Raw genomic sequence first — 20097 nt, 5'->3', positions numbered from 1 at the left:
GTCTATGGCGTTCCGCATACAGCCTGATGTGATGATCGACATCATGCCGATACCGAACAGGACAGCGCTGGTCCTCATGGACCCGAGCGAGCGATGAGAAAATGGTTGGGCATCTGAACCTCCTGTTGCGGGTTCAGTATCAATGATGCGAGAGTTGCCCCCCGAGGAGAACAGGAACGCCCGCCTTCGGCGCATCGCCACAGGGCGGGTACTTGCATCGTCCGGTGAGCGATTGACGCCGGACGCCCAGCGCCGGCGACCACTCAATCGCACAACGGTGCAATGTTACTAACCGCGATTGATTTTCGAAGTGCTCGATACTGTCGACAAGATCTCAGGACTTCAACGCGATGTCTGGTTTCCAGAGAATGCTGCTGGTCAGTGCCGCCGTGATGCTCGCCGACCCGGTGCAGGCGCAGCTGTCGCCTAACCCGCGGGCGGTCAATGATTGCACGCTGCTGACCGACCCCACTGCGCTGCGCCGTTGCATCGAGAAGCAGCAGGGCGTCACGACGTTTTCAGAGACACCGCCGCCGCGGAGCGACGTTTCGCCCTTGCTGAAACGCGAGCGTGACTATTACCGCAACAAGGCCAACAAGCCCAAGCGCAAGCGCCACCGCATACCATGACGGCCGCATGGGCTGATCCGCACGACATCTTCGACCTGAAGCTTCAATACGCCGTCTGCAGAATGCAGCTGCGTCCGCCGGCCGCGACCGAGGCACACAGCTCCGCCTCGGCGGTCGGCTTCTTTGCGCCCTTGCGACCAGCCTCGGCACGCGACGTTGCGCGCGGGACGGTCGGCATTATCGCCGCGGCTGTCGCGCGGGGTGACGCGGCCGTTGCGAGCGACGTGATCGGCGGCTTGGCGGGCACCGCTGCCGTGATAGCCGTCGCGTCGGCCCGGCTGGCTGCCCAATCTTCGGCACTGAAGCCAGTGATACGCAGCACGTAATCCCGGGTCTCGGCAGGCAGGTCGGAGCTGCCGCGCAGCCAGGCCGATACCCGGCCAGCGCCGGCATTATAGGCGGCGGCCGCTAGGCCGAGATTGCCGAACTGGCGGCGCAAGTCGGCCAGGTAGCGTGCCGCAGCAGGGATCGCTTTGAATGGATCGAACGGATCGTCGAGCCCGCGCGCTGCGGCGGTCCCGGGCATGAATTGGGCGATGCCCATGGCGCCGGCGCGGCTCACCGCGAGCGTAAACATGGTGCTTTCCTGATTGAGCAGGCGGGTCAGGAATGCCGGCGGCAGGCCGTTGTCCTGCGCGGCTTGCGCGATCACGTGCGCCCATGGGGCGGTCGGCGCAACGGGCGCATCAAACGACGAGTCGCCGGCGCGCGCCGTCACCACCAGGCCGCCGGCCTCGGCGACGCGCTGCTGCGCCATCGCACCGCCGCAACTCGCACCGACCGCAACAAGGGCAAGCGCCACTGTCCATAACCAGGCGAGAGTGGCCCGCGCTGCCATCGTCAGCTCCGCGGCGCCCATTCCGGCGAATGATCAATCTTCTCCGCCTCGATCCGCTCCTCCTTGGTGAGATACGGTTTCATGAACGCCGGCTGCGGCTTGTCGCGGTCGAGATAGTCGCGGATCAACTTGGCTTCCATCACCGGATCGGAGAACCGCCACAGCTTGTCGCGCGCGCCCTCCATGATGGTGGAATACACTGCGAGGTCGATCGCCTGCCGCACCGCAAGCTGGGTCGGCTCGGTGCGGGTGATGCCGGCTTCAATCTGCAGCAGCTTGTCGAGCGCGACGTATTTGTACGTGTTGCCCTGCAACGACACCGAGTACACCGTCTTCGTGGTGGTGACGCTGGTCAGCACCTCACCGGTCTGCACCGAGGCGACCCGCAGGGCGACGGTTACCATGTCGCGGCGAAACTTGGTGTCGGCGCCGATGCCGAGATAATTCGCGCCGATGCCGCCGGTCATGTAGTTGGCATCGAACGCGACGATGCCGCCCTCGATCAAAAGTCCAGCGAAGCGCATCGGCGGCAGCGGCTTGGCGCGGTCGCGGTCGAACTCCTGGCGAGTGGCGCGCACCAATTGCCGCTCCTGCAGCAGATCGTTGAGGCCGTTACGCTCGACGACGCGGAACCAGGCTCCACCACCGGCGCGCTTCAACGCATCGATCGCCAGCCCGGCGCCGCCCTGGGTCACGGCACGCGAGAACACCGCCACGTTGTCGTTCGGCTCGTTCTTGCCGGTGAGATCGGGGAATTGATAGATCGCGATGTCGATCTTCTGCTTCGGCGGCGGCAAGGTCTCGAGATTGACACCTGTCGGCGACGGCGGCGTCACCACCGGCGGCTCCTCGAAGAAAGCGTCGCGGTGGCCGGGGCGCGTGCAGCCGGCGAGCAGAGCGGCCACTGCGGCGAGGCCAATGATCGATCTGAAATAACGTGTCACGCGAAATATCCTCAAACAACCTCCGGCCAACGCCGGCAGGTGAACACAGGGTCAATGCGTCACGGTCGGCAGACTGATCTGGGTGACGGTCGAACCGTCGTTGATCGTGATGTTGGTCTGACCGTCGACTTTGGCGAAGCTGATCGTGGTGCCCTGGAACGTGAAGGTGCCGCTCTGCTGCGCGTTGGTGCCGAAGATCGCCTGGGTGACCTGGTTGGCGAGCGAGGCGTAGAGCTGGCTCTGCAGCTGCTGGGCAAAGATCTGCGATTGCGTCAGCTGCTGCGGCCCGCTGGTGGGCGCCGCACGGTTGAAGTGATTGCCCGCGGTCGCCTGCTGCATCTGCCACGACCCGTTCAGCGGGCTGCCGCCGAACGCCGGATTGGTCGGGGTATAGACCAGGCTGCCTGCATCCGCCCCGGCGGCACTGGCGCACAAGGCGAAGGCAGCGAGAATGCCCGCGTATTTCATCGATGACCTCCCATTTGTACGATGACGGCCCCGCCATTGTTACCGACCTGGCTGAGGCCGTAGCTGAGATTGCTGCCGATCTGGGTGCTGCTGTAGGCGTTGCGGTTGCCTGTGACGTCGATCCTGCCGCTGTTGTTGTCGCCGATCTGACTGTTGTGCAGCAAGTTCTGATTGCCGTTGACGGTGAAGCTGGAGTCATTGCCGGAACCGAGCTGCGACTGCAGCGTCACGTTCAACGAGCCGCGCACATCGGACGTCACGGAGTTCGCATTGCCGGTCTGGCTGACGATCGCTGTATTGTGGCTGCCGCTCGGCAGCGCGCCGTCGGCGACTGCGCCCTGCTGCGCCCGGTTCACAAGATAACCGGAAAAATCGGTGTAGAGATCGGCCGACTGCGCCGATGCCATACCGACAAACACCAAGCCCCCGAGCATCGCCGCGGCTACTCGAAGCACGGCTGTTCGCATCGCTCGCGTTGATGCGGTCATTTGACTGTCTCCGGATCGAGATCGCATTGAATGGTGATGCTGCCGAACGACACATCCAGCTTGGCGGCGTATCGATTGGTGGTGCTGTAATCGAGCACGACGTTGCCGACGGTCACGCGCTGTTCGGCGGCGGCGCTGAAAGCGCCAGCTTGTTTGATCCGCGAGGTCCCGGCTGCGCCGGTCTTGTCGACGGCCAGCGTGTAGCTGCCGCCACCGTCGCGCGCCGCAGTGATGACGCCGCGCAACGTGACATGGCCGCCACTGACCGCAGCCTCGACCTCACACTGAACAACCGGCGGGACTTGATCCACAGCCATGTGACTCTCCGCGACGCGCCTACGGTCGTTTCAGTGCTGGGTCACCTTGATGACGTTGTGCACGCCGGTCTGATTGGTGACCGAGTGGTTGCCGTTGCCGGTCTGCGTCAGCGTCAGGCCGTTCAGGCTGCCGACCTGTGCGTACTGGGCCGTGTTGCCATTGCCGGTCTGTTCGGCGGTGACGGTGTTGAGCAGGCCGCCGGACTGCGACCCGTTGATGCTGTTGCCGTTGCCGTTCTGGGTCAGATAAGCGTCGTCGCCACCGCCGGACTGGCTGCTGACAATGGTGTTTCCATACGAAGTCGATGTCTGCGAATAGCGGAGATATTCGCCGGCGCCGCTTTGGTCCGACGTCACGCTGTTGCCGATGCCCTTCTGCGTCCCGGTCAACTCGTTAACACTGCCCGATTGAATGTTGAGGGCGACGTTGAACGAACCGGTCTGCGTCCCGTTGGCCGAGTTGCCGGTCCCCGACTGGAAGTTGCTGTAGCTGTTGTTGTCGCCGGTCTGCTTGATCGGCGTATCCGGCCCGAGCAGCGTGCGCTGTCCGGCGGCATTGCCGTTGTCGGTCTGCGACGAATAGAAGACGTTGCCGGAGCCGGACTGGTTGACGCCAGCGTTGAGCAGCGAGCCGTTCTGTCCAATCGTCACGTGATTGCCGTCGCCGCCGCCCTGCGCCACCGCCGCATAGGTCCATCCCGACGTCGTGGTCTGGTTGACATCGATCGAACTGTTGTTGCCCGCGCTCGACTTGTAAGGCTTCGGGTTGCGGAGCGTCGTGTCGGGCAGACTGGTGTCCTGGCGGACATAGACCATGCCGCCGTTGCCGCTCTGCGACACGTTGGTGCGGTTGCCGGCGCCGCCTTGGGCGATGTCGAACACGTTGTTCTTGCCGTTCTGCTGCAACGTGACCGCGCTGCCATTGGCAGTCCTGGCGAATGCCGTCGGTGATCGGGCCGTTGGTCCACGGAAGAATCGCGACGCCGTTCTTGGTGCCGATCTGCTGCAGGTCGACGCTCGAGTTCTTGCCCGCCTGCGACACCTCCGCCGAGTTGGCTTTACCCGACTGGAAGCCAGGCAGGCTCACGGCGAAGCGATTGTGATCGCCGGATTGCGTCACGGTCAGCGAGTTGTGGCCGCTGCCACTGCCGTTGGACTGACTGAACGGATTCGCCGCGGTGCCGACCTGATTGAAGCCGGCATGCGACTGGGTGATCGTCGCGTCCTGCGACGTACCGGACTGATCGAGATAGACGATGTTGGAATCGGCCGAGGCCGGCACGGTCTGCAGCGCCAGCGCGCTGACGGAAATCAGGAAGATCGAACGTTTCACGGCAATGCCCCCAAATCAAAATTGACCGAACACTTTAGGACTTCGAGCGGCCGAAAAATCCCGGCCGCCCTCGCGCCCGGACTGGAGCAAGGCGCGTACGCCTCACTCCGAAATCCGAACCAGGCGAGAATAGTCACTTCTGAGTGATGTTCGCGACGCTACCGATCCCGCTCTGAATCGTGTTCGACTGATTGTTGTTGCCGGTCTGGATCAGATTCAGCTGCAGACCGCTGCCGCTCTGGGAATAGCTGGCGTAATTGTTCGTGCCATAGGCAGTTCCATTCACGCCCTGATCGATGTTCACGGAGTTGCCGCCGCCATACTGGGAGCCGACGCTTCGGTTGTAGTAGCCGATCTGGTAGATCCGAGCGCTCTCGTTGCCGTACTGGGTGCTGTCGATCTGGTTGGAAGAGCCGATCTGCGAATAATCGCCCTTGTTCGTATTGCCGTACTGCTGAGACTTGATCTGATTGTAAGCGTACCCGTAGGATCCGTCGTAGTAGAGCGCCTGCTGGATCGTCAGCTGATTGCCATTGCCCGACTGCGTAGCGGTGACGTTGTTCTGGTAACCGCCCTGGCTGATGCTGAACAGATTGCTGTTCCCGCCCTGGCTGAGCGTGACATTACTCTGATAGGCGGTGCCGTTCTGGGTGATCACATCGCTCGGCCCCGTGTTCGACGTAGTGCGGCCGTTGTCGCTGCCATACTGCTGCAGCACGATGTTGCTGCCATAGCCGCTTTGGGTCAGGTGCGCTGTATTGTTGCTGCCGTACTGATAGCCGTTGGAAGTGCTGACATTCGACGTGGACGTCTGGCTCACCGAGAGATAGTTACCAGCGTCACCGCTGGCGAGGGCTGCCTGGATGAACCAGCCGTTGTTGCCAACTGAGCTGGCCGCCCCTTCCTGGGTGATGTCGGCCTTCTGCTCCGTGCCGGATTGATTGAGATACACCGTGTTGTCGCTGGCAAACGCAGCAGCCGAAGACAACGCCAGCACACTGGCCGTTACAAAAAACAGATTACGCTTCATCGACAAATACTCCCCTGTTGAAAGATCAATGCCGTATGTCCAGCGGGACTTTGCCCGCCTGGAGCCCCGAATTGTTAGGGGGAAGCCAAAGATTAAACAATGATTAAGTTGTGTCATTATGGGGCAAAACATGCTTTTAGCGATGTACACTTCATGAGTGAACTATACACTTCTAAGTAATTAGCTCCTATTTCCCGAAATAGAACAATTGATATGATCAGTCGCGCATCGATTATCTGCTACTAACCAAGTAATAATTGTTGAGACCACTAGACGGCAGCAAGATTGGACTCGCGCCATTCGAAGTTTCGGACTAGAAAACAACTAAGCGCCCAACCATGGGTGGTATCAAAATGATCCGTTTGATCTATGCGGCAGTGCTGGCTTCGAGTGTGGTCGGGGCGGCTCATGCACAGTCTTCACAGCCCGCTCCGGCGTCGAAGCCGGGGGCTGCCAACGTTGGTGGTAACCAATCACCATCAAACCCCGGGCCGGCAGCCGTCGATTCGCCGAAATGCCCGGAAGTGTGCGTGCGCGCCAACAACGAGAAGGCCTCGGCGATCTGCGCCCGCAAGATCGAGGCGCAGGCTCCCGGCGACTTCGAGTGGATCAGCAGGCCCTTCTCCGGCATTTTCCAGCAGGCCGACCCATCCAAACCGGACAACGCAATCGTCAATTATCGTGGCGACTCGATCCGCTTCCTGTCGCCGCAGAAGGAGTGGGTGCGAGTCTCGTATGAATGCGCGTTCGATGCCGAGCGAGGCGCCGTGGTCAGCGTCCGCGTCCGCCCCGGCCGGCTCGACCAGCCAATGGCGCTGCAGGCCCCGCCTGGGCCCAATGGCCAGCCGCAACAGACTGGCCCGGTCAAGGCCGGTCCATTGGCCGAGGCGATCCTGAAGGCCGCCAAGCAGCGTGGCGCACAACCGCAAAAGCCGCCGCCCCCGCCCAAGGTCGGCGAACCAAGCCCGATCGACTTCACCCAGATCGATTCCCGCCGCGGCAGTTGGTGAATGCTGCGTCGGCGCAGCGATGCGCTCGTCCGCGCAAAGCAGCGGCCGCGTCGTGATGCTAAGAAACGAAGAAGGGATCGGGAAAAGCGAGGGGAAATCGCTGGAAATCTTGGTCGGAGTGGCAGGATTCGAACCTGCGACCCCTGCGTCCCGAACGCAGTGCTCTACCGGGCTGAGCCACACTCCGACAAGAGGCCCGGCTTATAGCGTCCGCCTTCCGGCTTCGCAAGCGTTCCAATGGGGATAATGAGAGGATTTTTATCCAACCGCCGCCCTCCGGTCAGGGGCGGCGGTCGCGGGCCTGAAAGCTCAGCCCTGGAGGGGCTCGAAGCCGTAGAGACGATAGGCGTTGTCGGTGAAGACGCGGTCGCGCGCGGCCGCGTCAGGCACCCAATCGGCGAGCAGATCGAGCAGCTCGCCGACATTCATCATGTGCTGCCAGGTCGCGACATGCGGCCAGTCGCTGCCCCAGACGCAACGATCCGGCGCCGTCTCGTGCAGCAGGCGGGCAAACGGAATGGTGTCGAGATAGGGAAATCCCGCGACCGTATTCCGATAGGCGCCCGACAGCTTGACCCAGGCGCCATCGCGCACCAGCGACACCAGCGTCTGGAAGCCGGGATCATCGATTCCCCGCGACACCGGGAAGTGCCCCCAGTGATCGACGATGAACGGCACCGGCAGATCCCCGAGCTGCGGCGCAAGCGGCACCAGATCCTTGGCGTCGATCAGGAACTGCAGATGCCAGCCGAGCTCCTTGGCCATCGCCGCATATTCGCCGACGCGCTCGAACCCGATGCCGCCGCCATACAGGATGTTCAGGCGGAGGCCGACAACGCCGGCATCCTTCAGCGCCGCCAGCTCCTTGTCCGGCAGCCCGAGGGGGATCACCGCAATGCCCTTCAGCCGCTCGCGGTGGGCCTGCAGCGTCTCCAGCATCAGCCGATTGTCGGTGCCGTGCACGCTGACCTGCACCAGCACGCCGTAGGTCATGCCGGTGGCGTCGAGCATCGCCAGATAGGATTCCGGCGTTGCGGCGGGCGGCGTGTAACTGCGGGCGCCGACGAACGGATAATTCGGCGGCAGCCCGATGACGTGGGCGTGGGTATCGACCGATCCGGGCGGGACGACGTAACGCGTCGGCCGTCGCGGCGCCGGATCCGGCCCCGGACACGCCGGAGCCGGTTCCTTGGACGTATCAGCCTTACTCATCGGCGCTCAGCACCGTGCCGCGGGTCTCCGGCAGAGCATAGGCGGCGGCGAAGAACAGTACATAGGCGAACACGGCGAACAGGCAGATCGCATTGGCGAGCGTCGTGACCTGCGACAGATAGCCGACCAGGAACGGGAACAGCGCGCCGACGCCGCGGCCGAAATTGTAGCAGAAGCCCTGCCCCGAGCCGCGCAGGCTGGTCGGGAACAGCTCGGTCAGGAACGCGCCCATGCCCGAGAAGTAACCCGAGGCGAAGAAGCCGAGCGGGAAGCCGAGCACCCACAGCATCTCGTTCGACAGCGGAAGCTGGGTATAGGCGAGCACCACCACCATCGCACCGAGCGAGAACGCCAGGAACAGGCTGCGGCGGCCGAACCGATCGGCGAACCATGCGCCGACCAGATAGCCGACGAACGAGCCGACGATCAGCGTCGCCAGATAGCCGGTCGAGCCGACGATCGAGAGCTTGCGCTCGGGGGTGAGGAGGCGCGGCACCCAGAAGGTGATCGCGTAGTAACCGCCCTGGCAGCCGGTGGCGACCAGCGAAGCCAGGATGGTGGTCTTGAGAATCCGGCCCTGGAAGATCGCCAGGATCGAGCGGCTGCCGCCCGCCGCGGTGGCTTTGGCGCGGGCTTCGACGGCGACCTGCGGCTCCTTCACATAAGCGCGCAGATACAGCACCAGCAGCGCCGGCAGCGCGCCGATCGCGAACATCCAGCGCCACGCCTGATCGGCCGGCAGCAGCGAGAACAGCGCAGCCTGCGCCAGCACCGCCATGCCCCAGCCGACCGCCCAGCCCGACTGCACCGAGCCGACCGCACGGCCGCGATACTGCGGACGAATCGTCTCGCCGATCAGCACGGCGCCGGCCGCCCATTCGCCGCCGAAGCCGAAGCCGAGCAGCGCGCGCAGGATCAGCAGCTGTTCGAAGTTCTGCGCGAACGCGCAGAGCAGCGAGAACAGCGAGAACCAGATGATGGTGAGCTGCAGCGTGCGAACGCGGCCGATCCGGTCCGCCAGATAACCGGCGGCCCAGCCACCGACCGCGGAGGCCAGCAGCGTCACAGTGCCGGCAAGGCCGGCCGAACCGGCGTCGACCTTCCACAGCGCGATGATCGTACCGATCACCAGCGGGTAGATCATGAAGTCCATGCCATCGAGCGCCCAGCCTGTGGCACAGGCCCAGAACGTGCGCTTCTCGGTAACGGTCATGTCTTTGTAGAAGCCGGTCAGGCTGGTGTCCGTAATCGGCGCGACCGTGCTCGAAGATGTCGTCATACGTATCCTCCCTCGCTCGCCTTCACCGGGCGATCGCTCACGGCCGACAGATTTCCCAATCGCGACAACGCGTCTGCCGGAAAATTGTCAGCGTCCCGCGGTGTCCGCGGCTTTCTGTCGAAAAATTACTCGCGCCCGCGCTGCGCCCGGCGATACCGGGCGGGGCTTTCACCGGTGACCTGCCGGAACGCGACACCGAAATGCGACTGCGACGAGAAGCCGACGCCGAGCGCGATCTCGACGATCGGCAGATCCGACGTCTCAAGCAGCCGCCGGGCGGCGGCGACACGCTGTTCCACCACGAAACGATGCGGCGTCATGCCGGTGGAACGCTTGAAGCTGCGGATGAAGCAGGACGGGCTCATGCCCGCGACCTCGGCCATCGCCGCCAGCGTGATCGGCGCGCCGAGATCGGCACGGACGAACTCGGCAATACGGTCGCGGACCGGCGCCTCAAGCGGTGCAGATTGGTCCGCCGTCGCGGCGCGCGGCGCCGAATAGCGGTCGGTCAGATGCAATGCGAGCGTATAGGCCAGTTGTTCGGCCAGCAGCGCATTCGGCCGGTCGCCGCTATCGCTTGCCTCGACCAGGCGCTTGGCCGACACTTCGAGCAGAGGATCGTCAACGTCCCACGCGGTGTCGCGCAAGCTGATCGGACCGGCGGAGCCCAGCGACGCCCCCACTTCTTTCAGCAGCGGTTCTCCGAGATACAGCAGCAGCAGCTTGCCCCATTGGGTGTCCGGGATCGCATCTACCACCACGCGCCGGCCCGGTTGGCCGATGCGAAACCGCCCGGACCGCACCGGCGCGTCGCGGCGCACCTTGCCGTTTTCCATCAGAACGTGGCGGCGCACGTCGTACAGCGTGATCGCCACGGTCGGCACCGGCAGCTCGCCGAATTCGTAGATATGCGGCCCCGTCACCTCGCTGACGGCCGCGGCAAATCCCGTGGTCGACCACAGATCGATCAAGGCCGATTGCCTTCGGCCGGTGACGCGTTCGGCATGAAGGAGGGGATTGAGCTGCATCAGAAGGGGCGCCTGTTTGAACGAACTATCCTCACTCTATATTGCAGGGGCTTGCAAGCCCCGGGCCCGAAACGCCACCTAACCTGCGAGTTTGACGGGGGTTTTCGCGTGCGGACGGGCCGGATTCGCGGTTTGCGCGAGGCCGTCAGCCGCAAAGCACGGTCGCATAACTTCCTCGCGCGGCGCATCGCAGCGCGTCGACTTTGCTACTTCGCAACCGCGCGATTTGCGATATGAAACCCGAAATGATGCTCGACCTGATCACCAAGACGCTGGCCGCGACCGATGCGGACGAAGCTGCGCGCGTGCTGCGCGGCGGCGGGCTGGTCGCGTTCCCCACCGAGACGGTGTACGGGCTCGGTGCTGATGCGGCCAATGCTGAAGCGGTGGCGCTGCTCTACGCGGCGAAGGGTCGGCCGTCATTCAATCCATTGATCGCTCACGTCGCCAGCCTCGAAGCCGCACGCACGATCGCGCGGTTCGATGCCGCCGCGCAGCGCCTCGCCGAAGCGTTTTGGCCCGGACCGCTGACGCTGGTACTGCCGAAGGCGACGAATTGCTCCGTGTGCGATCTCGCCACCGCCGGCCTCGACAGCGTCGCACTCCGCGTGCCGTCGCACCCCGTGGCACAGGCACTGCTGCGCGCCTTCGGCGGCCCCGTGGTGGCGCCGTCCGCCAACAGATCCGGTCACGTGTCGCCGACCACCGCAGCGCATGTCGCGTCCGATCTCGACGGCCGGATCGACGTGATCGTCGACGGTGGGCCGGTGATGGTCGGCGTCGAATCGACGATCGTCAGTTGCCTCGGCGCACCTGTCCTGCTCCGCCCCGGCGGCGTGCCACGCGAAGCGATCGAACGCGTGCTCGGTCAAAAGCTGGGCGCACCAGCAGCAACTAACAACGCCAATGATCACGCGCCGCTGGCGCCGGGCATGCTGGCGTCGCACTACGCGCCGCGCGCAACGGTGCGGCTGAACGCGACCGAGGTGAAGCCGGGCGAAGCTCTGCTCGCATTCGGTCCTGATGTGCTGCCGGGTACTGAGACGGCCGTCGCCGTGCACAACCTGTCGCCGCGCGGGGACCTCACTGAGGCTGCCGCACATCTATTCGGCGCTCTCCGCGCGCTCGATGATCACGGTGCTCGCGGCATCGCGGTGATGCCGATCCCGCACCACGGGCTCGGTGAAGCGATCAACGATCGCCTGCGCCGTGCAGCGGCACCGCGCCCATGACCAACAAACAAACCCATCGCGACGTCGTCGCAAGCGAAACGAACCGATTCACAAGCGTCTAAGACGCGCTTCGCATCGGCTCGCTTCGCTCCTCGCAACGACAGGGAAGAGGAAACACCATGAATATCGTCAGCCCGCTCTCGCCCGCACCTCTCTCGCCCGAACTGATCGCGCGCTTCACCGCGATCGTCGGCGATAAGCACGCGCTGACCGATCCTCTCGAGCTCGAAGCCTACATCACCGAGGAGCGCAATCTGTATCGTGGCCACTCGCCGCTGGTGCTGCGTCCGGGTTCGACCGAGGAAGTCGTGGCGATCTGCAAGCTGGCGAACGAGGCGCGCGTCGCGCTGGTGCCGCAGGGCGGCAACACCGGGCTTGTCGGCGGACAGACCCCGCACAATGGCGAGGTGGTGATTTCGCTGAAGCGGATGGACAAGATCCGCGAGGTCGATACCTCGTCGAACACCATGACGGTCGAAGCCGGCGTGATCCTGCAGCGCGCGCAGGAGAAGGCCGCGGAAGTCGACCGTCTGTTTCCGCTGTCGCTCGGCGCCCAGGGAAGCTGCACGATCGGCGGCAATCTCTCGACCAATGCCGGCGGCACTGCGGCGCTGGCCTATGGCCTCGCACGCGACATGGCGCTCGGCGTCGAGGTCGTGCTCGCCGATGGCCGAGTGTTGAACCTGCTGTCCAAGCTGAAGAAGGACAACACCGGCTACGATCTGCGCGATCTGTTCATCGGAGCCGAAGGCACGCTCGGCATCATCACTGCGGCAACACTGAAGCTTTTCCCGAAGCCGCGCGCGGTCGAGACCGCGTTCGTCGGGCTGCAATCGCCGGATGACGCGCTGAAGCTGCTCGGCATCGCGCAAGGAGAGGCGGCCGGCAACCTGACCAGCTTCGAACTGATCGCCGAGACCCCGCTCGATTTCTCCGTGCGCCACGCCAACAACCGCGATCCGCTCGAGGCGCGCTACCCGTGGTACGTGCTGATCGAATTGTCGTCGCCGCGCGACGACGCCCGCGCCGCGCTGGAGTCGATCCTCGAGCGCGGTTTTGAAGACGGCATCGTGGTGGACGCGGCGATCGCGAGTTCAGTTCAGCAGCAGCAGGCGTTCTGGAAGCTGCGCGAGGAGATCTCACCGGCACAGAAGCCGGAAGGCGGCTCGATCAAGCACGACATCTCGGTGCCGGTCGCCGCGGTGCCGCAGTTCATCGAACAAGCCAACGCCGCGGTGGTGGAACTGATCCCAGGCTCTCGTCCGGTGCCGTTCGGCCATCTCGGCGACGGCAACATTCACTACAACGTCACCCAGCCGGTTGGTGCCGACAAGGCGGAATTCCTGGCGCGCTGGCACGACGTCAACAAGGTGGTGTTCGACGTCGTGCTGAGGCTCGGCGGCTCGATCTCGGCCGAGCACGGCATCGGCGTGATGAAGCGCGACGAACTCCCCGAGGTGAAGGACAAGACCGCGATCGAGCTGATGCGATCGATCAAGGCCCTGCTCGACCCGCACGGCATCATGAATCCCGGCAAGGTGGTGTAGCTCTCTCCACCGTCATTGCGAGGAGCGAAGCGACGAAGCAATCCAGCGCTCAGTGCTCGGCACTGCTGGATTGCTTCGCTTCGCTCGCAATGACGTTGCTAACTGCCGTCAGAACAACGAGCCCTGCCCGCTGTCATCCGCCGAGATCTTGGGCCCCGCCGCGCGCTTCGGTGGCGACGGCTTCGCCACGGCTGGCGGCGGAGCCTCGACCTCCTCCGCGGTGATCGGCAGGATCAATTGCGGATTGTCATTGGCGGTGCGGTTGACCGCGGTCGACACCGGGTGCCAGACGAACTCGCCCTCGCCCGGCGGGCGTAACAGGGCCATCACCTCCCCGGCATCTGTTTCATCGGTCTCAAGCCAGCGCACGAATTGATGCGGCGCGATCGTGACCGGCACGCGGTCGTGCAGATCGGTGAGGCCGCCGCGCGCCGCGGTGGTGATGATCGCCACCGTATCGAGCTCCTCGCCGTTCGGGCCGGTCCAGGTCTCCCACAGCGCCGCAAATCCGATCGGGCCACCGCCGGCCGGATGGATGAAGTACGGCTGCTTGCGCGAGCCGCCGGCCTTCCACTCGTAGTAGCCATCGGCCGGTACCAGGCAGCGCCGGCGCCTGAACGCGTTGCGGAAGGCCGGCTTGTCCTGGACGGTCTCGGCGCGCGCGTTGATCAGCAGCGAAAACGTCCGCGGATCCTTCACCCAGGACGGGATCAGCCCCCAGCGCATCAGCCGGAACCGCCGGGCGCCTTCGTCGACGACCACCACGGGAATCGGCTGGGTCGGGGCGATGTTGTAGCGTGACGGAAAATTAGGCTGATCGGCGTAGCCAAAGAGCTGTCGGATAGCGGCGGGAGCCGAGGTGATCACGAAGCGTCCGCACATGCTGTCAGGACCCGGTGGCGTGTTCAGTGCTTGTTAACTTCGGTAAACAAAAATGCCGCCGATGGCGTCGAGTGAATCCACAGCTGTGCAAAGTGCGCCCTCCCGTTACGACGAGGCGCGCGCCGCTCAGCTTGCTGCCGCCAATATCAATCCGAAGACCGGGCTGGCCACCGACTACCTGAATCATTTCAACGAAGCCGTGATGCTGCTCGAAATGATTCCGGACATGCCGGAGTGCTCGGACGATTTCCTGTCGTGGCATCCCCTCTCCTACGCGGAACACTTCAAGGCCTCGAACTTCAAGGCCCGCGATCTCGCAATCGAAGCCTATGACACGGCCGATCCCGGGATTAGATCGGATTTCGACGACATCACCAACAATATGACCGCGATCTTGACTGCGGTCGGCGAAGCGATGCGCCAGGCCTCGCAGGACGCCACCCGGGCCAAGCTCGCCGAGAGCGCGGTCGGCTGGATCAAGCCGTTGATCGGCCGCGCTGGCGGCATCATCAACGGACAGGGCTGCGAAGCCGACGTCGACTTCATTATGGCGCATTGATCGCCGTGACCGAAGCCGCACCGGCGCAGCCGCGCCATCCGCAATTGGCCGTCAGCGCCGCGATTTTCCGGGAGGGCCGCCTCCTGCTGGTGCGCCGGGCAAGGATGCCCGGCAAGGGCCTGTACTCGCTGCCTGGCGGCCGGGTCGAATTCGGCGAGACGCTGGAGCAGGCGGTCGTGCGGGAAGTCGCCGAGGAAACCGCGCTGTCGATCGAGATCGTCGGCCTTGCCGGCCGGCGCGAGGTGCTGCCGTCCGCCGCCAGTGCGGCCGGGCATTACGTCATCATGGTGTTCGCCGCGCGCTGGGCAGGCGGAGAGCCGCAGCTCAACGGCGAACTCGACGACGTCCGCTGGATCGGCCCCGACGAACTGGCCAACTTCTCGACCACCGAGGGGCTGGCCGAGCTGGTCGAAGGTGCCCGTGAGTTGATCGGAACCTGATGGCTCGTTCGGGAACCGGCAACTTCTTGCTGCGGCCGATGAAACGGCCTATCAGGCCGGCCATGCTGAAGCGTTCCCTTGTCGTGCTGATGATCCTCGCCTGCTGCGGGCTCGCCCCGGCGCGCGCCGAGGATGGCGCGGCGCCGTTCGACGCCGAATTGCAGCGGCTGGCGGAGATTCTCGGGACGCTGCATTATCTTCGCGGGATCTGCGGCGGCACCGACGGCGCCAAATGGCGCACTGAGATGCAGGCGCTGATCGACGCCGAGACCCCCTCGGGCGAGCGCCGGACCCGGCTGATCGCCGCTTTCAATCGTGGGTACAACGGGTTCCAGCAGACCTACCGAACCTGTACGCCGGCCGCGACCGTGGCGATTCGGCGGTATCTGGAGGAAGGTTCGAAGCTCTCGCGCGACCTGACCGCTCGATACGCGAACTGACCGCTCTATGGCTGCGGGTTTATCCCAGGCCGTTAACCTTTCCTAAAGAACTGCCTAGGCGTTCGGCAGCCGCGTGCTAACACTACCCCATCGCGCTTCGCGGTGGAGCGCGCCGAGACTGCTGAAGTTCATGAGCCTGACGACCTTCCCCATCGATCGCGAAGTGCAATCCGACCGAGAGCAGAAGCAAACTGCGCTCACCTATCTCAGCGAGGCATGGGCCGAAGCCCTGCACGACGGGGTCGACGGCGATTGCCTGGCGCAAGCCAGCCTGTTCACTGCTTTTGCCGAGCTCGTCGCCACCTATGGCGAGGATGCGGTGGCCAAGTTCGTCGAAGGCCTGCCCGGCCGCGTGCTCAACGGCGAGTTCTCGGTCGGCTTGGCGAAGCAATAACGCGAATCAGTCGGCGACCATCAGGTGCGGGCGAACGCCTGCAGTCCCTTGAATGTCAGCCGCTTCGGATCGCGCACGCCGGCGAGATAGAACCGCCGGATGAATTCGGCCACGACGGCCCGGTCATAGCCGGTCAAGGCGACGATCGCTTCGACCGCGGTCTTTTGAGCTTCCATCTGGAATCCCCTTTCGGCGTATCGGTCAATCGACGATCCCGGCGATCGTGCGACGCGAAATGCTGCGCCTGTTGCGTTGCTTTCCTGTTAACCACCGGTCCTGCCGCGACCTCGCGCGGGCCGAATCGTTCTGGCCTCGATCATCGCGGATGATGATCGCGCAGTGGATACGCAAAATACCCCACCGGAGTTCCACGGAGGCACGGACAAAACGACGCGGTGCTAACCGGAATGACCGCTGATCATCTAGGCGGCTGCGGCGGGGATCAACGAAGACGGCTGATGGTTCGCGAGATCAGTCCGCGCCGTCACAGGTCGTCCTGATCCACGGCAAGGTATCTGGAGGCTGTTACTACGCAGTGACCTGGAACCTGCGTGCCGGTTACCAGGACTTCGTAAGGGGCGTCGTTTGACCTCAACGCCAAGGCGGAGCGGCCGCGTGTGACGCGGCAGCCCTAGAAAACAACGCTGCTGGGCGCCGCGCCGCTTACGGCTTCAACGTCTCGAGAAACCGCACCGGCTCGCCGCGCGAGGGCGTGGTCAGTTCGCCCTGCCACATCACCTTGGCGCCGCGCACGAAGGTGCCGACCGGCCAGCCGGTGACGCGGACGCCATCATAGGGCGTCCAGCCGGCGCGCGAGGCGACCCAGTCGTTGGTGATGGTCTCGCTGCGCTTGAGATCGACCACCGTGAAGTCGGCGTCGAATCCGGCGGCGATGCGGCCCTTGCAGGCGATGTTGAACAATCGCGCCGGTCCGGCGCTGGTGAGATCGACGAAGCGCGCCAGCGACAGCCGGCCGGCATTGACGTGATCCAGCATGGTCGGCACCAGCGTCTGCACGCCGGTCATGCCCGACGGCGATGCCGGATAGGTCTTGGCCTTTTCTTCCAGCGTGTGCGGCGCGTGATCGGAGCCGAGCACGTCGACCACGCCCTGCGCCAGACCGTGCCAGATGCCGTCGCGGTGCCAGGCATCGCGCACCGGCGGGTTCATCTGCGCTTTGGTGCCAAGGCGCTCGTAGCACTCCGGCGCCACCAGCGTCAGGTGATGCGGCGTCACCTCGACCGACGCGACATCCTTGTGCTCGCGCAGAAATTCCATCTCCTGCCGGGTCGAGACGTGCAGCACATGGATGCGCTTGCCGGTCTCGCGCGCGATCGCCACCAGCCGCTGCGTCGCCTGCAACGCGGCGACGTCGTCGCGCCACACCGGATGCGAGCACGGATCGCCCTCGATGCGCTCGCCCTTGCGGTCGTTGAGCCGGTACTCGTCCTCGGCGTGGAACGCGGCACGGCGCTGGATCACCGACAGGATGCGCTTGAGGCTCGGATCGTCTTCGACCAACAGACTGCCGGTCGACGAGCCGATGAACACCTTGACGCCGCAGCAGCCACGGGCGCGCTCGAGCTTAGGCAGTTCTTCGACATTGTCGCGGGTGCCGCCGATGAAGAACGCGAAGTCGCAATGCATGCGGTGCTCGGCGCGCTTCACCTTGTCGGTGAAGGTTTCTTCGGTGATCGTCAGCGGATTGGTGTTCGGCATTTCGAACACCGCGGTCACGCCGCCCATGACGGCGCTGCGCGAGCCGGTTTCGAGATCTTCCTTGTGGGTCAGGCCGGGCTCACGGAAATGCACCTGGCTGTCGATCACCCCTGGCAGCACGTGCAGGCCACGGCAATCGATCGTCTCGCCGGCTTTTTCGGCGCTAAGCGAACCCAGCGCGGCGATGCGACCGTCCTTGATGCCGATGTCACCGACGCCCTCGCCGTCCTGGTTGACGATGGTGCCGCCCTTCAGAATGGTGTCGAATGTGCCGGTCATGACGTCCTCGGGTGCCCGTTTTGGCGCGACGCGGCGCGAGTCTTGCAAAGCCTTGTTGACCAGCGCCCGGCCGCCTAACTTGGGATGTCTTAGTCGGCCGGACCGTTAACGCAAGGATGTTTCCGGCCGGCGTCACGAGAGAGATCAATGAAGGCAGCCTTCCTCGCCGACCGTGGCGTTCTCAAGATCAGCGGCCCCGACGCGCGGCACCTGCTGAACGGCCTGGTCACCACCGATCTGAACAGGCTCGAACCCGGCGCCGGGCGTTTTGGCGCCCTGCTGACGCCGCAGGGCAAGATCGTCACGGATTTTCTGATCACCGAGTTGGCGGCCGAAGACGATGGCGGTTTCCTGCTGGATTGTCCGAAACCGCTCACCGAAGCGCTGGCCACCAAGCTGAAATTCTACAAGCTGCGCGCCAAGGCGCTGATCGAGAACCTGTCGGACCGGCTCGGCGTGCTGGCGCTCTGGGGCGGCGAACCGTCGCAGCCGCCGGAGATGGGATTCCGCGATCCGCGCGGCGATCAGCTCGGCTGGCGCATCCTGGTGCCTGAGATCCTGGCCACCGCGACCGCCGAGGCACTCGGTGCCACGATGGTAGCGGCGGACGAGTACGAGGCACATCGCATCGCCTGCGGCGTCCCGGCCGGCGGCCTCGACTTCGGTTATGCCGACGCGTTTCCGCACGAAGCCAATATGGATCGTCTGTCCGGCGTCGATTTCAACAAGGGCTGCTACATCGGACAGGAAGTGGTGTCGCGAATGCACCACCGCGGCACCGCGCGCACCCGGATCGTGCGCGTCACCTTCGATGGCCCGGCGCCGCAACCGGGCAGCGAGATCACCGCCGGTGAAAAGAGCGTCGGCACGATGGGATCGTCGGCCGCCGGCCGCGGGCTGGCGCTGCTGCGGATCGACCGCGTCGCCGAAGCGCGCGAAGCATCGCTGCCGCTGAGTGCTGGCGGCGTCACCTTGCAGATCGCCGATCCCGAGGAGCTGACACCGGCGCAGCGGAAGACCGGCACATGACCCGCTCCGCACGCGTCGGAGCTGACGGCCTCGTCCGCTGCCCGTGGCCGGGCGACGATCCACTCTACGTCGCGTATCACGACACCGAATGGGGGGTGCCGGAATACGACGACCGCGCGCTGTACGAGAAGCTGATCCTCGACGGCTTCCAGGCCGGACTGTCGTGGATCACCATCCTGCGCAAGCGCGATAACTTCCGCCGCGCCTTCGACGATTTCGATCCGGCCAAGATCGCCCGCTACGACGCCGACAAGGTCGCGGCGCTGATGAACGACGTCGGTATCGTCCGCAATCGCGCCAAGATCGAAGGCACGATCGGCAGCGCCAAAGCGTGGCTCAAGATACAAGAAGAAGGTCCGGGCTTCTCGAAGCTGCTGTGGGACTTCGTCGGCGGTGCGCCGAAGGTCAACAGCTTCAAGACCATCGCGAGCGTCCCGGCCTCGACCCCACTGTCGGTGAAAATTTCCAAGGATCTGGCGGGACGCGGCTTCAAGTTCGTCGGCCCGACGATCGTGTACGCCTTCATGCAGGCGGTCGGGATGGTCAACGACCATCTGGTCGACTGCCACTGCCACGCCACCTGCGGACAGATGAAGAAACCGGCGCGGCGTTCTGCGGCGCCGGTGAAGAGAGCTCCGTTACGTCAGCGCTGAAGTCTCTCAGCGCTGTCCGGCGACCCGCTTCATCACCAGTTCGGAGAGGCTGACGACGAGTTCCTTCAGCGTCTCGTTTTCCTTCTCCAGATCACGCGGCGCGATCGTTGGTGCGGTTTGTTCGTCCGCATCATGGCACTGCAATCGCTCCCCATCGCGGCGATCCAATCTCCCCATCGTGTATCCCCCTTGGTGCAATACGCCCACCAGCACAAGGACACCGATCGTACTCTCAAGATCGTGCAGAACTGGGCCGAGACGGTGGCTTAGTTCGGGCAAGGCTGCCTATATGGCGGTCACATCGCTGCGGCTGCCGCGGCGCGTCTGCACAACTGTCCCATTCCGAA

24 protein-coding genes and 1 tRNA gene are annotated in these 20097 nt (G+C 64.5%); 10 read left to right on the top strand and 15 right to left on the bottom strand.

The features are described 5' to 3' along the window. Nucleotides 1-368 precede the first annotated feature (368 nt). Nucleotides 369-629 carry a hypothetical protein gene (locus tag DYI24_RS05655; protein ID WP_246701165.1) on the top strand — a complete coding sequence of 87 codons (261 nt, stop codon included), beginning with the start codon at nucleotides 369-371 and terminating at the stop codon, nucleotides 627-629. A 43-nt stretch (nucleotides 630-672) separates the two neighbouring features. Here DYI24_RS05655 and DYI24_RS05650 read toward each other — a convergent pair whose 3' ends face one another. From DYI24_RS05650 to DYI24_RS05615, 7 genes are all read right to left on the bottom strand, one after another. Continuing rightward, entirely contained in the window at nucleotides 673-1386 is a 714-nt protein-coding gene (locus DYI24_RS05650; RefSeq protein WP_246701164.1) for a lytic transglycosylase domain-containing protein, read from the bottom strand. Between the two features lie 83 nt (nucleotides 1387-1469). Then, nucleotides 1470-2411: a CsgG/HfaB family protein gene (locus tag DYI24_RS05645; protein ID WP_107343249.1), complete on the bottom strand. Its 942-nt coding sequence runs from the start codon at nucleotides 2409-2411 to the stop codon at nucleotides 1470-1472. A 51-nt stretch (nucleotides 2412-2462) separates the two neighbouring features. Further along, entirely contained in the window at nucleotides 2463-2879 is a 417-nt protein-coding gene (locus tag DYI24_RS05640) for a curli production assembly/transport component CsgF (RefSeq protein ID WP_107343248.1), read from the bottom strand. After that, nucleotides 2876-3367, bottom strand: coding sequence for a curlin subunit CsgB (locus DYI24_RS05635; RefSeq protein ID WP_164571569.1), 492 nt, complete (start codon nucleotides 3365-3367; stop codon nucleotides 2876-2878). Before DYI24_RS05635 ends, DYI24_RS05640 begins: the two co-directional genes overlap by 4 nt. Further along, nucleotides 3364-3684 (bottom strand): curli-like amyloid fiber formation chaperone CsgH, encoded by a 321-nt coding sequence (gene csgH / locus DYI24_RS05630; RefSeq protein ID WP_164571563.1) that lies wholly within the window; start codon nucleotides 3682-3684, stop codon nucleotides 3364-3366. Before csgH ends, DYI24_RS05635 begins: the two co-directional genes overlap by 4 nt. Before the next feature lie 30 nt (nucleotides 3685-3714). Further along, complete coding sequence (locus tag DYI24_RS05625; protein WP_164571562.1) at nucleotides 3715-4590, bottom strand: hypothetical protein; 876 nt, start codon at nucleotides 4588-4590, stop codon at nucleotides 3715-3717. Between the two features lie 560 nt (nucleotides 4591-5150). Further along, nucleotides 5151-6047 carry a hypothetical protein gene (locus tag DYI24_RS05615; RefSeq protein ID WP_164571560.1) on the bottom strand — a complete coding sequence of 299 codons (897 nt, stop codon included), beginning with the start codon at nucleotides 6045-6047 and terminating at the stop codon, nucleotides 5151-5153. Between the two features lie 530 nt (nucleotides 6048-6577). Here DYI24_RS05615 and DYI24_RS05610 point away from each other — a divergent pair. Next, nucleotides 6578-7057 carry a hypothetical protein gene (locus DYI24_RS05610; protein ID WP_246701163.1) on the top strand — a complete coding sequence of 160 codons (480 nt, stop codon included), beginning with the start codon at nucleotides 6578-6580 and terminating at the stop codon, nucleotides 7055-7057. A gap of 110 nt (nucleotides 7058-7167) precedes the next feature. Here DYI24_RS05610 and DYI24_RS05605 read toward each other — a convergent pair. From DYI24_RS05605 to DYI24_RS05590, 4 genes are all read right to left on the bottom strand, one after another. Further along, a tRNA-Pro gene (locus tag DYI24_RS05605) sits at nucleotides 7168-7244 on the bottom strand. Between the two features lie 122 nt (nucleotides 7245-7366). Continuing rightward, nucleotides 7367-8269: an amidohydrolase family protein gene (locus DYI24_RS05600; protein WP_164571559.1), complete on the bottom strand. Its 903-nt coding sequence runs from the start codon at nucleotides 8267-8269 to the stop codon at nucleotides 7367-7369. Then, nucleotides 8262-9548 (bottom strand): MFS transporter, encoded by a 1287-nt coding sequence (locus tag DYI24_RS05595; RefSeq protein ID WP_164571558.1) that lies wholly within the window; start codon nucleotides 9546-9548, stop codon nucleotides 8262-8264. Before DYI24_RS05595 ends, DYI24_RS05600 begins: the two co-directional genes overlap by 8 nt. A gap of 125 nt (nucleotides 9549-9673) precedes the next feature. After that, nucleotides 9674-10576, bottom strand: a complete 903-nt coding sequence (locus tag DYI24_RS05590) for a helix-turn-helix domain-containing protein (RefSeq protein ID WP_164571557.1) — start codon at nucleotides 10574-10576, stop codon at nucleotides 9674-9676. 245 nt (nucleotides 10577-10821) lie between these two features. On the opposite strand from DYI24_RS05590, the gene DYI24_RS05585 reads away from it, so the two are divergent. After that, a complete protein-coding gene (locus DYI24_RS05585; protein ID WP_164571567.1) occupies nucleotides 10822-11808 on the top strand; it encodes an L-threonylcarbamoyladenylate synthase in 987 nt (328 codons plus the stop codon). A gap of 119 nt (nucleotides 11809-11927) precedes the next feature. After that, a complete protein-coding gene (locus tag DYI24_RS05580) occupies nucleotides 11928-13355 on the top strand; it encodes an FAD-binding oxidoreductase (RefSeq protein WP_164571556.1) in 1428 nt (475 codons plus the stop codon). A 108-nt stretch (nucleotides 13356-13463) separates the two neighbouring features. On the opposite strand, the gene DYI24_RS05575 is transcribed toward DYI24_RS05580, so the two are convergent. Beyond that, nucleotides 13464-14237 carry an SOS response-associated peptidase gene (locus DYI24_RS05575; RefSeq protein WP_164571555.1) on the bottom strand — a complete coding sequence of 258 codons (774 nt, stop codon included), beginning with the start codon at nucleotides 14235-14237 and terminating at the stop codon, nucleotides 13464-13466. A gap of 61 nt (nucleotides 14238-14298) precedes the next feature. Between DYI24_RS05575 and DYI24_RS05570 the strand changes: the two genes are divergently transcribed. The 4 genes from DYI24_RS05570 (at nucleotide 14299) to DYI24_RS05555 (ending at nucleotide 16070) form a co-directional block, all read left to right on the top strand. After that, entirely contained in the window at nucleotides 14299-14796 is a 498-nt protein-coding gene (locus DYI24_RS05570) for a hypothetical protein (RefSeq protein WP_164571554.1), read from the top strand. Next, a complete protein-coding gene (locus DYI24_RS05565; protein ID WP_164571553.1) occupies nucleotides 14793-15236 on the top strand; it encodes an NUDIX hydrolase in 444 nt (147 codons plus the stop codon). The genes DYI24_RS05570 and DYI24_RS05565 overlap by 4 nt, the downstream gene beginning before the upstream one ends. A gap of 62 nt (nucleotides 15237-15298) precedes the next feature. Next, complete coding sequence (locus tag DYI24_RS05560; protein WP_164571566.1) at nucleotides 15299-15676, top strand: TIGR02301 family protein; 378 nt, start codon at nucleotides 15299-15301, stop codon at nucleotides 15674-15676. Between the two features lie 130 nt (nucleotides 15677-15806). Next, nucleotides 15807-16070 carry a hypothetical protein gene (locus DYI24_RS05555; RefSeq protein ID WP_011156635.1) on the top strand — a complete coding sequence of 88 codons (264 nt, stop codon included), beginning with the start codon at nucleotides 15807-15809 and terminating at the stop codon, nucleotides 16068-16070. A gap of 20 nt (nucleotides 16071-16090) precedes the next feature. Here DYI24_RS05555 and DYI24_RS28010 read toward each other — a convergent pair whose 3' ends face one another. Both DYI24_RS28010 and DYI24_RS05550 read right to left on the bottom strand, forming a co-directional pair. Further along, a complete protein-coding gene (locus tag DYI24_RS28010; RefSeq protein WP_011156634.1) occupies nucleotides 16091-16246 on the bottom strand; it encodes a hypothetical protein in 156 nt (51 codons plus the stop codon). 487 nt (nucleotides 16247-16733) lie between these two features. Further along, on the bottom strand, nucleotides 16734-18068 hold the full coding sequence (locus tag DYI24_RS05550) for a dihydroorotase (protein ID WP_164571552.1): 1335 nt from the start codon (nucleotides 18066-18068) through the stop codon (nucleotides 16734-16736). Between the two features lie 147 nt (nucleotides 18069-18215). On the opposite strand from DYI24_RS05550, the gene ygfZ reads away from it, so the two are divergent. Then, nucleotides 18216-19097: a CAF17-like 4Fe-4S cluster assembly/insertion protein YgfZ gene (gene ygfZ, locus DYI24_RS05545; RefSeq protein WP_164571551.1), complete on the top strand. Its 882-nt coding sequence runs from the start codon at nucleotides 18216-18218 to the stop codon at nucleotides 19095-19097. Continuing rightward, nucleotides 19094-19750, top strand: a complete 657-nt coding sequence (locus tag DYI24_RS05540) for a DNA-3-methyladenine glycosylase I (RefSeq protein WP_164571550.1) — start codon at nucleotides 19094-19096, stop codon at nucleotides 19748-19750. Before ygfZ ends, DYI24_RS05540 begins: the two co-directional genes overlap by 4 nt. A gap of 6 nt (nucleotides 19751-19756) precedes the next feature. Here the strand turns inward: DYI24_RS05540 and DYI24_RS05535 are convergent, their stop codons facing one another. Further along, nucleotides 19757-19918 (bottom strand): hypothetical protein, encoded by a 162-nt coding sequence (locus tag DYI24_RS05535; protein ID WP_164571549.1) that lies wholly within the window; start codon nucleotides 19916-19918, stop codon nucleotides 19757-19759. Nucleotides 19919-20097: the final 179 nt, after the last annotated feature.

This window comes from Rhodopseudomonas sp. BR0C11, assembly GCF_010820945.1.
Lineage (GTDB): Bacteria > Pseudomonadota > Alphaproteobacteria > Rhizobiales > Xanthobacteraceae > Rhodopseudomonas > Rhodopseudomonas palustris_H.
The sequence above is the reverse complement of the archived record's forward strand: the minus strand, read 5'-3'. Positions and strand labels throughout refer to the sequence as shown.

What these genes read in the sequence shown, in the direction of transcription:
- DYI24_RS05655 (WP_246701165.1), top strand. Translation starts at nt 369, where the DNA reads ATGCTGCTGGTCAGTGCCGCCGTGATGCTCGCCGACCCGGTGCAGGCG.
- DYI24_RS05650 (WP_246701164.1), bottom strand. Translation starts at nt 1,386, where the DNA reads ATGGCGCAGCAGCGCGTCGCCGAGGCCGGCGGCCTGGTGGTGACGGCG.
- DYI24_RS05640 (WP_107343248.1), bottom strand. Translation starts at nt 2,879, where the DNA reads ATGAAATACGCGGGCATTCTCGCTGCCTTCGCCTTGTGCGCCAGTGCC.
- DYI24_RS05635 (WP_164571569.1), bottom strand. Translation starts at nt 3,367, where the DNA reads ATGACCGCATCAACGCGAGCGATGCGAACAGCCGTGCTTCGAGTAGCC.
- csgH (WP_164571563.1), bottom strand. Translation starts at nt 3,684, where the DNA reads ATGGCTGTGGATCAAGTCCCGCCGGTTGTTCAGTGTGAGGTCGAGGCT.
- DYI24_RS05615 (WP_164571560.1), bottom strand. Translation starts at nt 6,047, where the DNA reads ATGAAGCGTAATCTGTTTTTTGTAACGGCCAGTGTGCTGGCGTTGTCT.
- DYI24_RS05600 (WP_164571559.1), bottom strand. Translation starts at nt 8,269, where the DNA reads ATGAGTAAGGCTGATACGTCCAAGGAACCGGCTCCGGCGTGTCCGGGG.
- DYI24_RS05595 (WP_164571558.1), bottom strand. Translation starts at nt 9,548, where the DNA reads ATGACGACATCTTCGAGCACGGTCGCGCCGATTACGGACACCAGCCTG.
- DYI24_RS05590 (WP_164571557.1), bottom strand. Translation starts at nt 10,576, where the DNA reads ATGCAGCTCAATCCCCTCCTTCATGCCGAACGCGTCACCGGCCGAAGG.
- DYI24_RS05585 (WP_164571567.1), top strand. Translation starts at nt 10,822, where the DNA reads ATGATGCTCGACCTGATCACCAAGACGCTGGCCGCGACCGATGCGGAC.
- DYI24_RS05580 (WP_164571556.1), top strand. Translation starts at nt 11,928, where the DNA reads ATGAATATCGTCAGCCCGCTCTCGCCCGCACCTCTCTCGCCCGAACTG.
- DYI24_RS05575 (WP_164571555.1), bottom strand. Translation starts at nt 14,237, where the DNA reads ATGTGCGGACGCTTCGTGATCACCTCGGCTCCCGCCGCTATCCGACAG.
- DYI24_RS05570 (WP_164571554.1), top strand. Translation starts at nt 14,299, where the DNA reads ATGGCGTCGAGTGAATCCACAGCTGTGCAAAGTGCGCCCTCCCGTTAC.
- DYI24_RS05560 (WP_164571566.1), top strand. Translation starts at nt 15,299, where the DNA reads ATGCTGAAGCGTTCCCTTGTCGTGCTGATGATCCTCGCCTGCTGCGGG.
- DYI24_RS05555 (WP_011156635.1), top strand. Translation starts at nt 15,807, where the DNA reads ATGAGCCTGACGACCTTCCCCATCGATCGCGAAGTGCAATCCGACCGA.
- DYI24_RS28010 (WP_011156634.1), bottom strand. Translation starts at nt 16,246, where the DNA reads ATGGAAGCTCAAAAGACCGCGGTCGAAGCGATCGTCGCCTTGACCGGC.
- DYI24_RS05550 (WP_164571552.1), bottom strand. Translation starts at nt 18,068, where the DNA reads ATGACCGGCACATTCGACACCATTCTGAAGGGCGGCACCATCGTCAAC.
- ygfZ (WP_164571551.1), top strand. Translation starts at nt 18,216, where the DNA reads ATGAAGGCAGCCTTCCTCGCCGACCGTGGCGTTCTCAAGATCAGCGGC.
- DYI24_RS05540 (WP_164571550.1), top strand. Translation starts at nt 19,094, where the DNA reads ATGACCCGCTCCGCACGCGTCGGAGCTGACGGCCTCGTCCGCTGCCCG.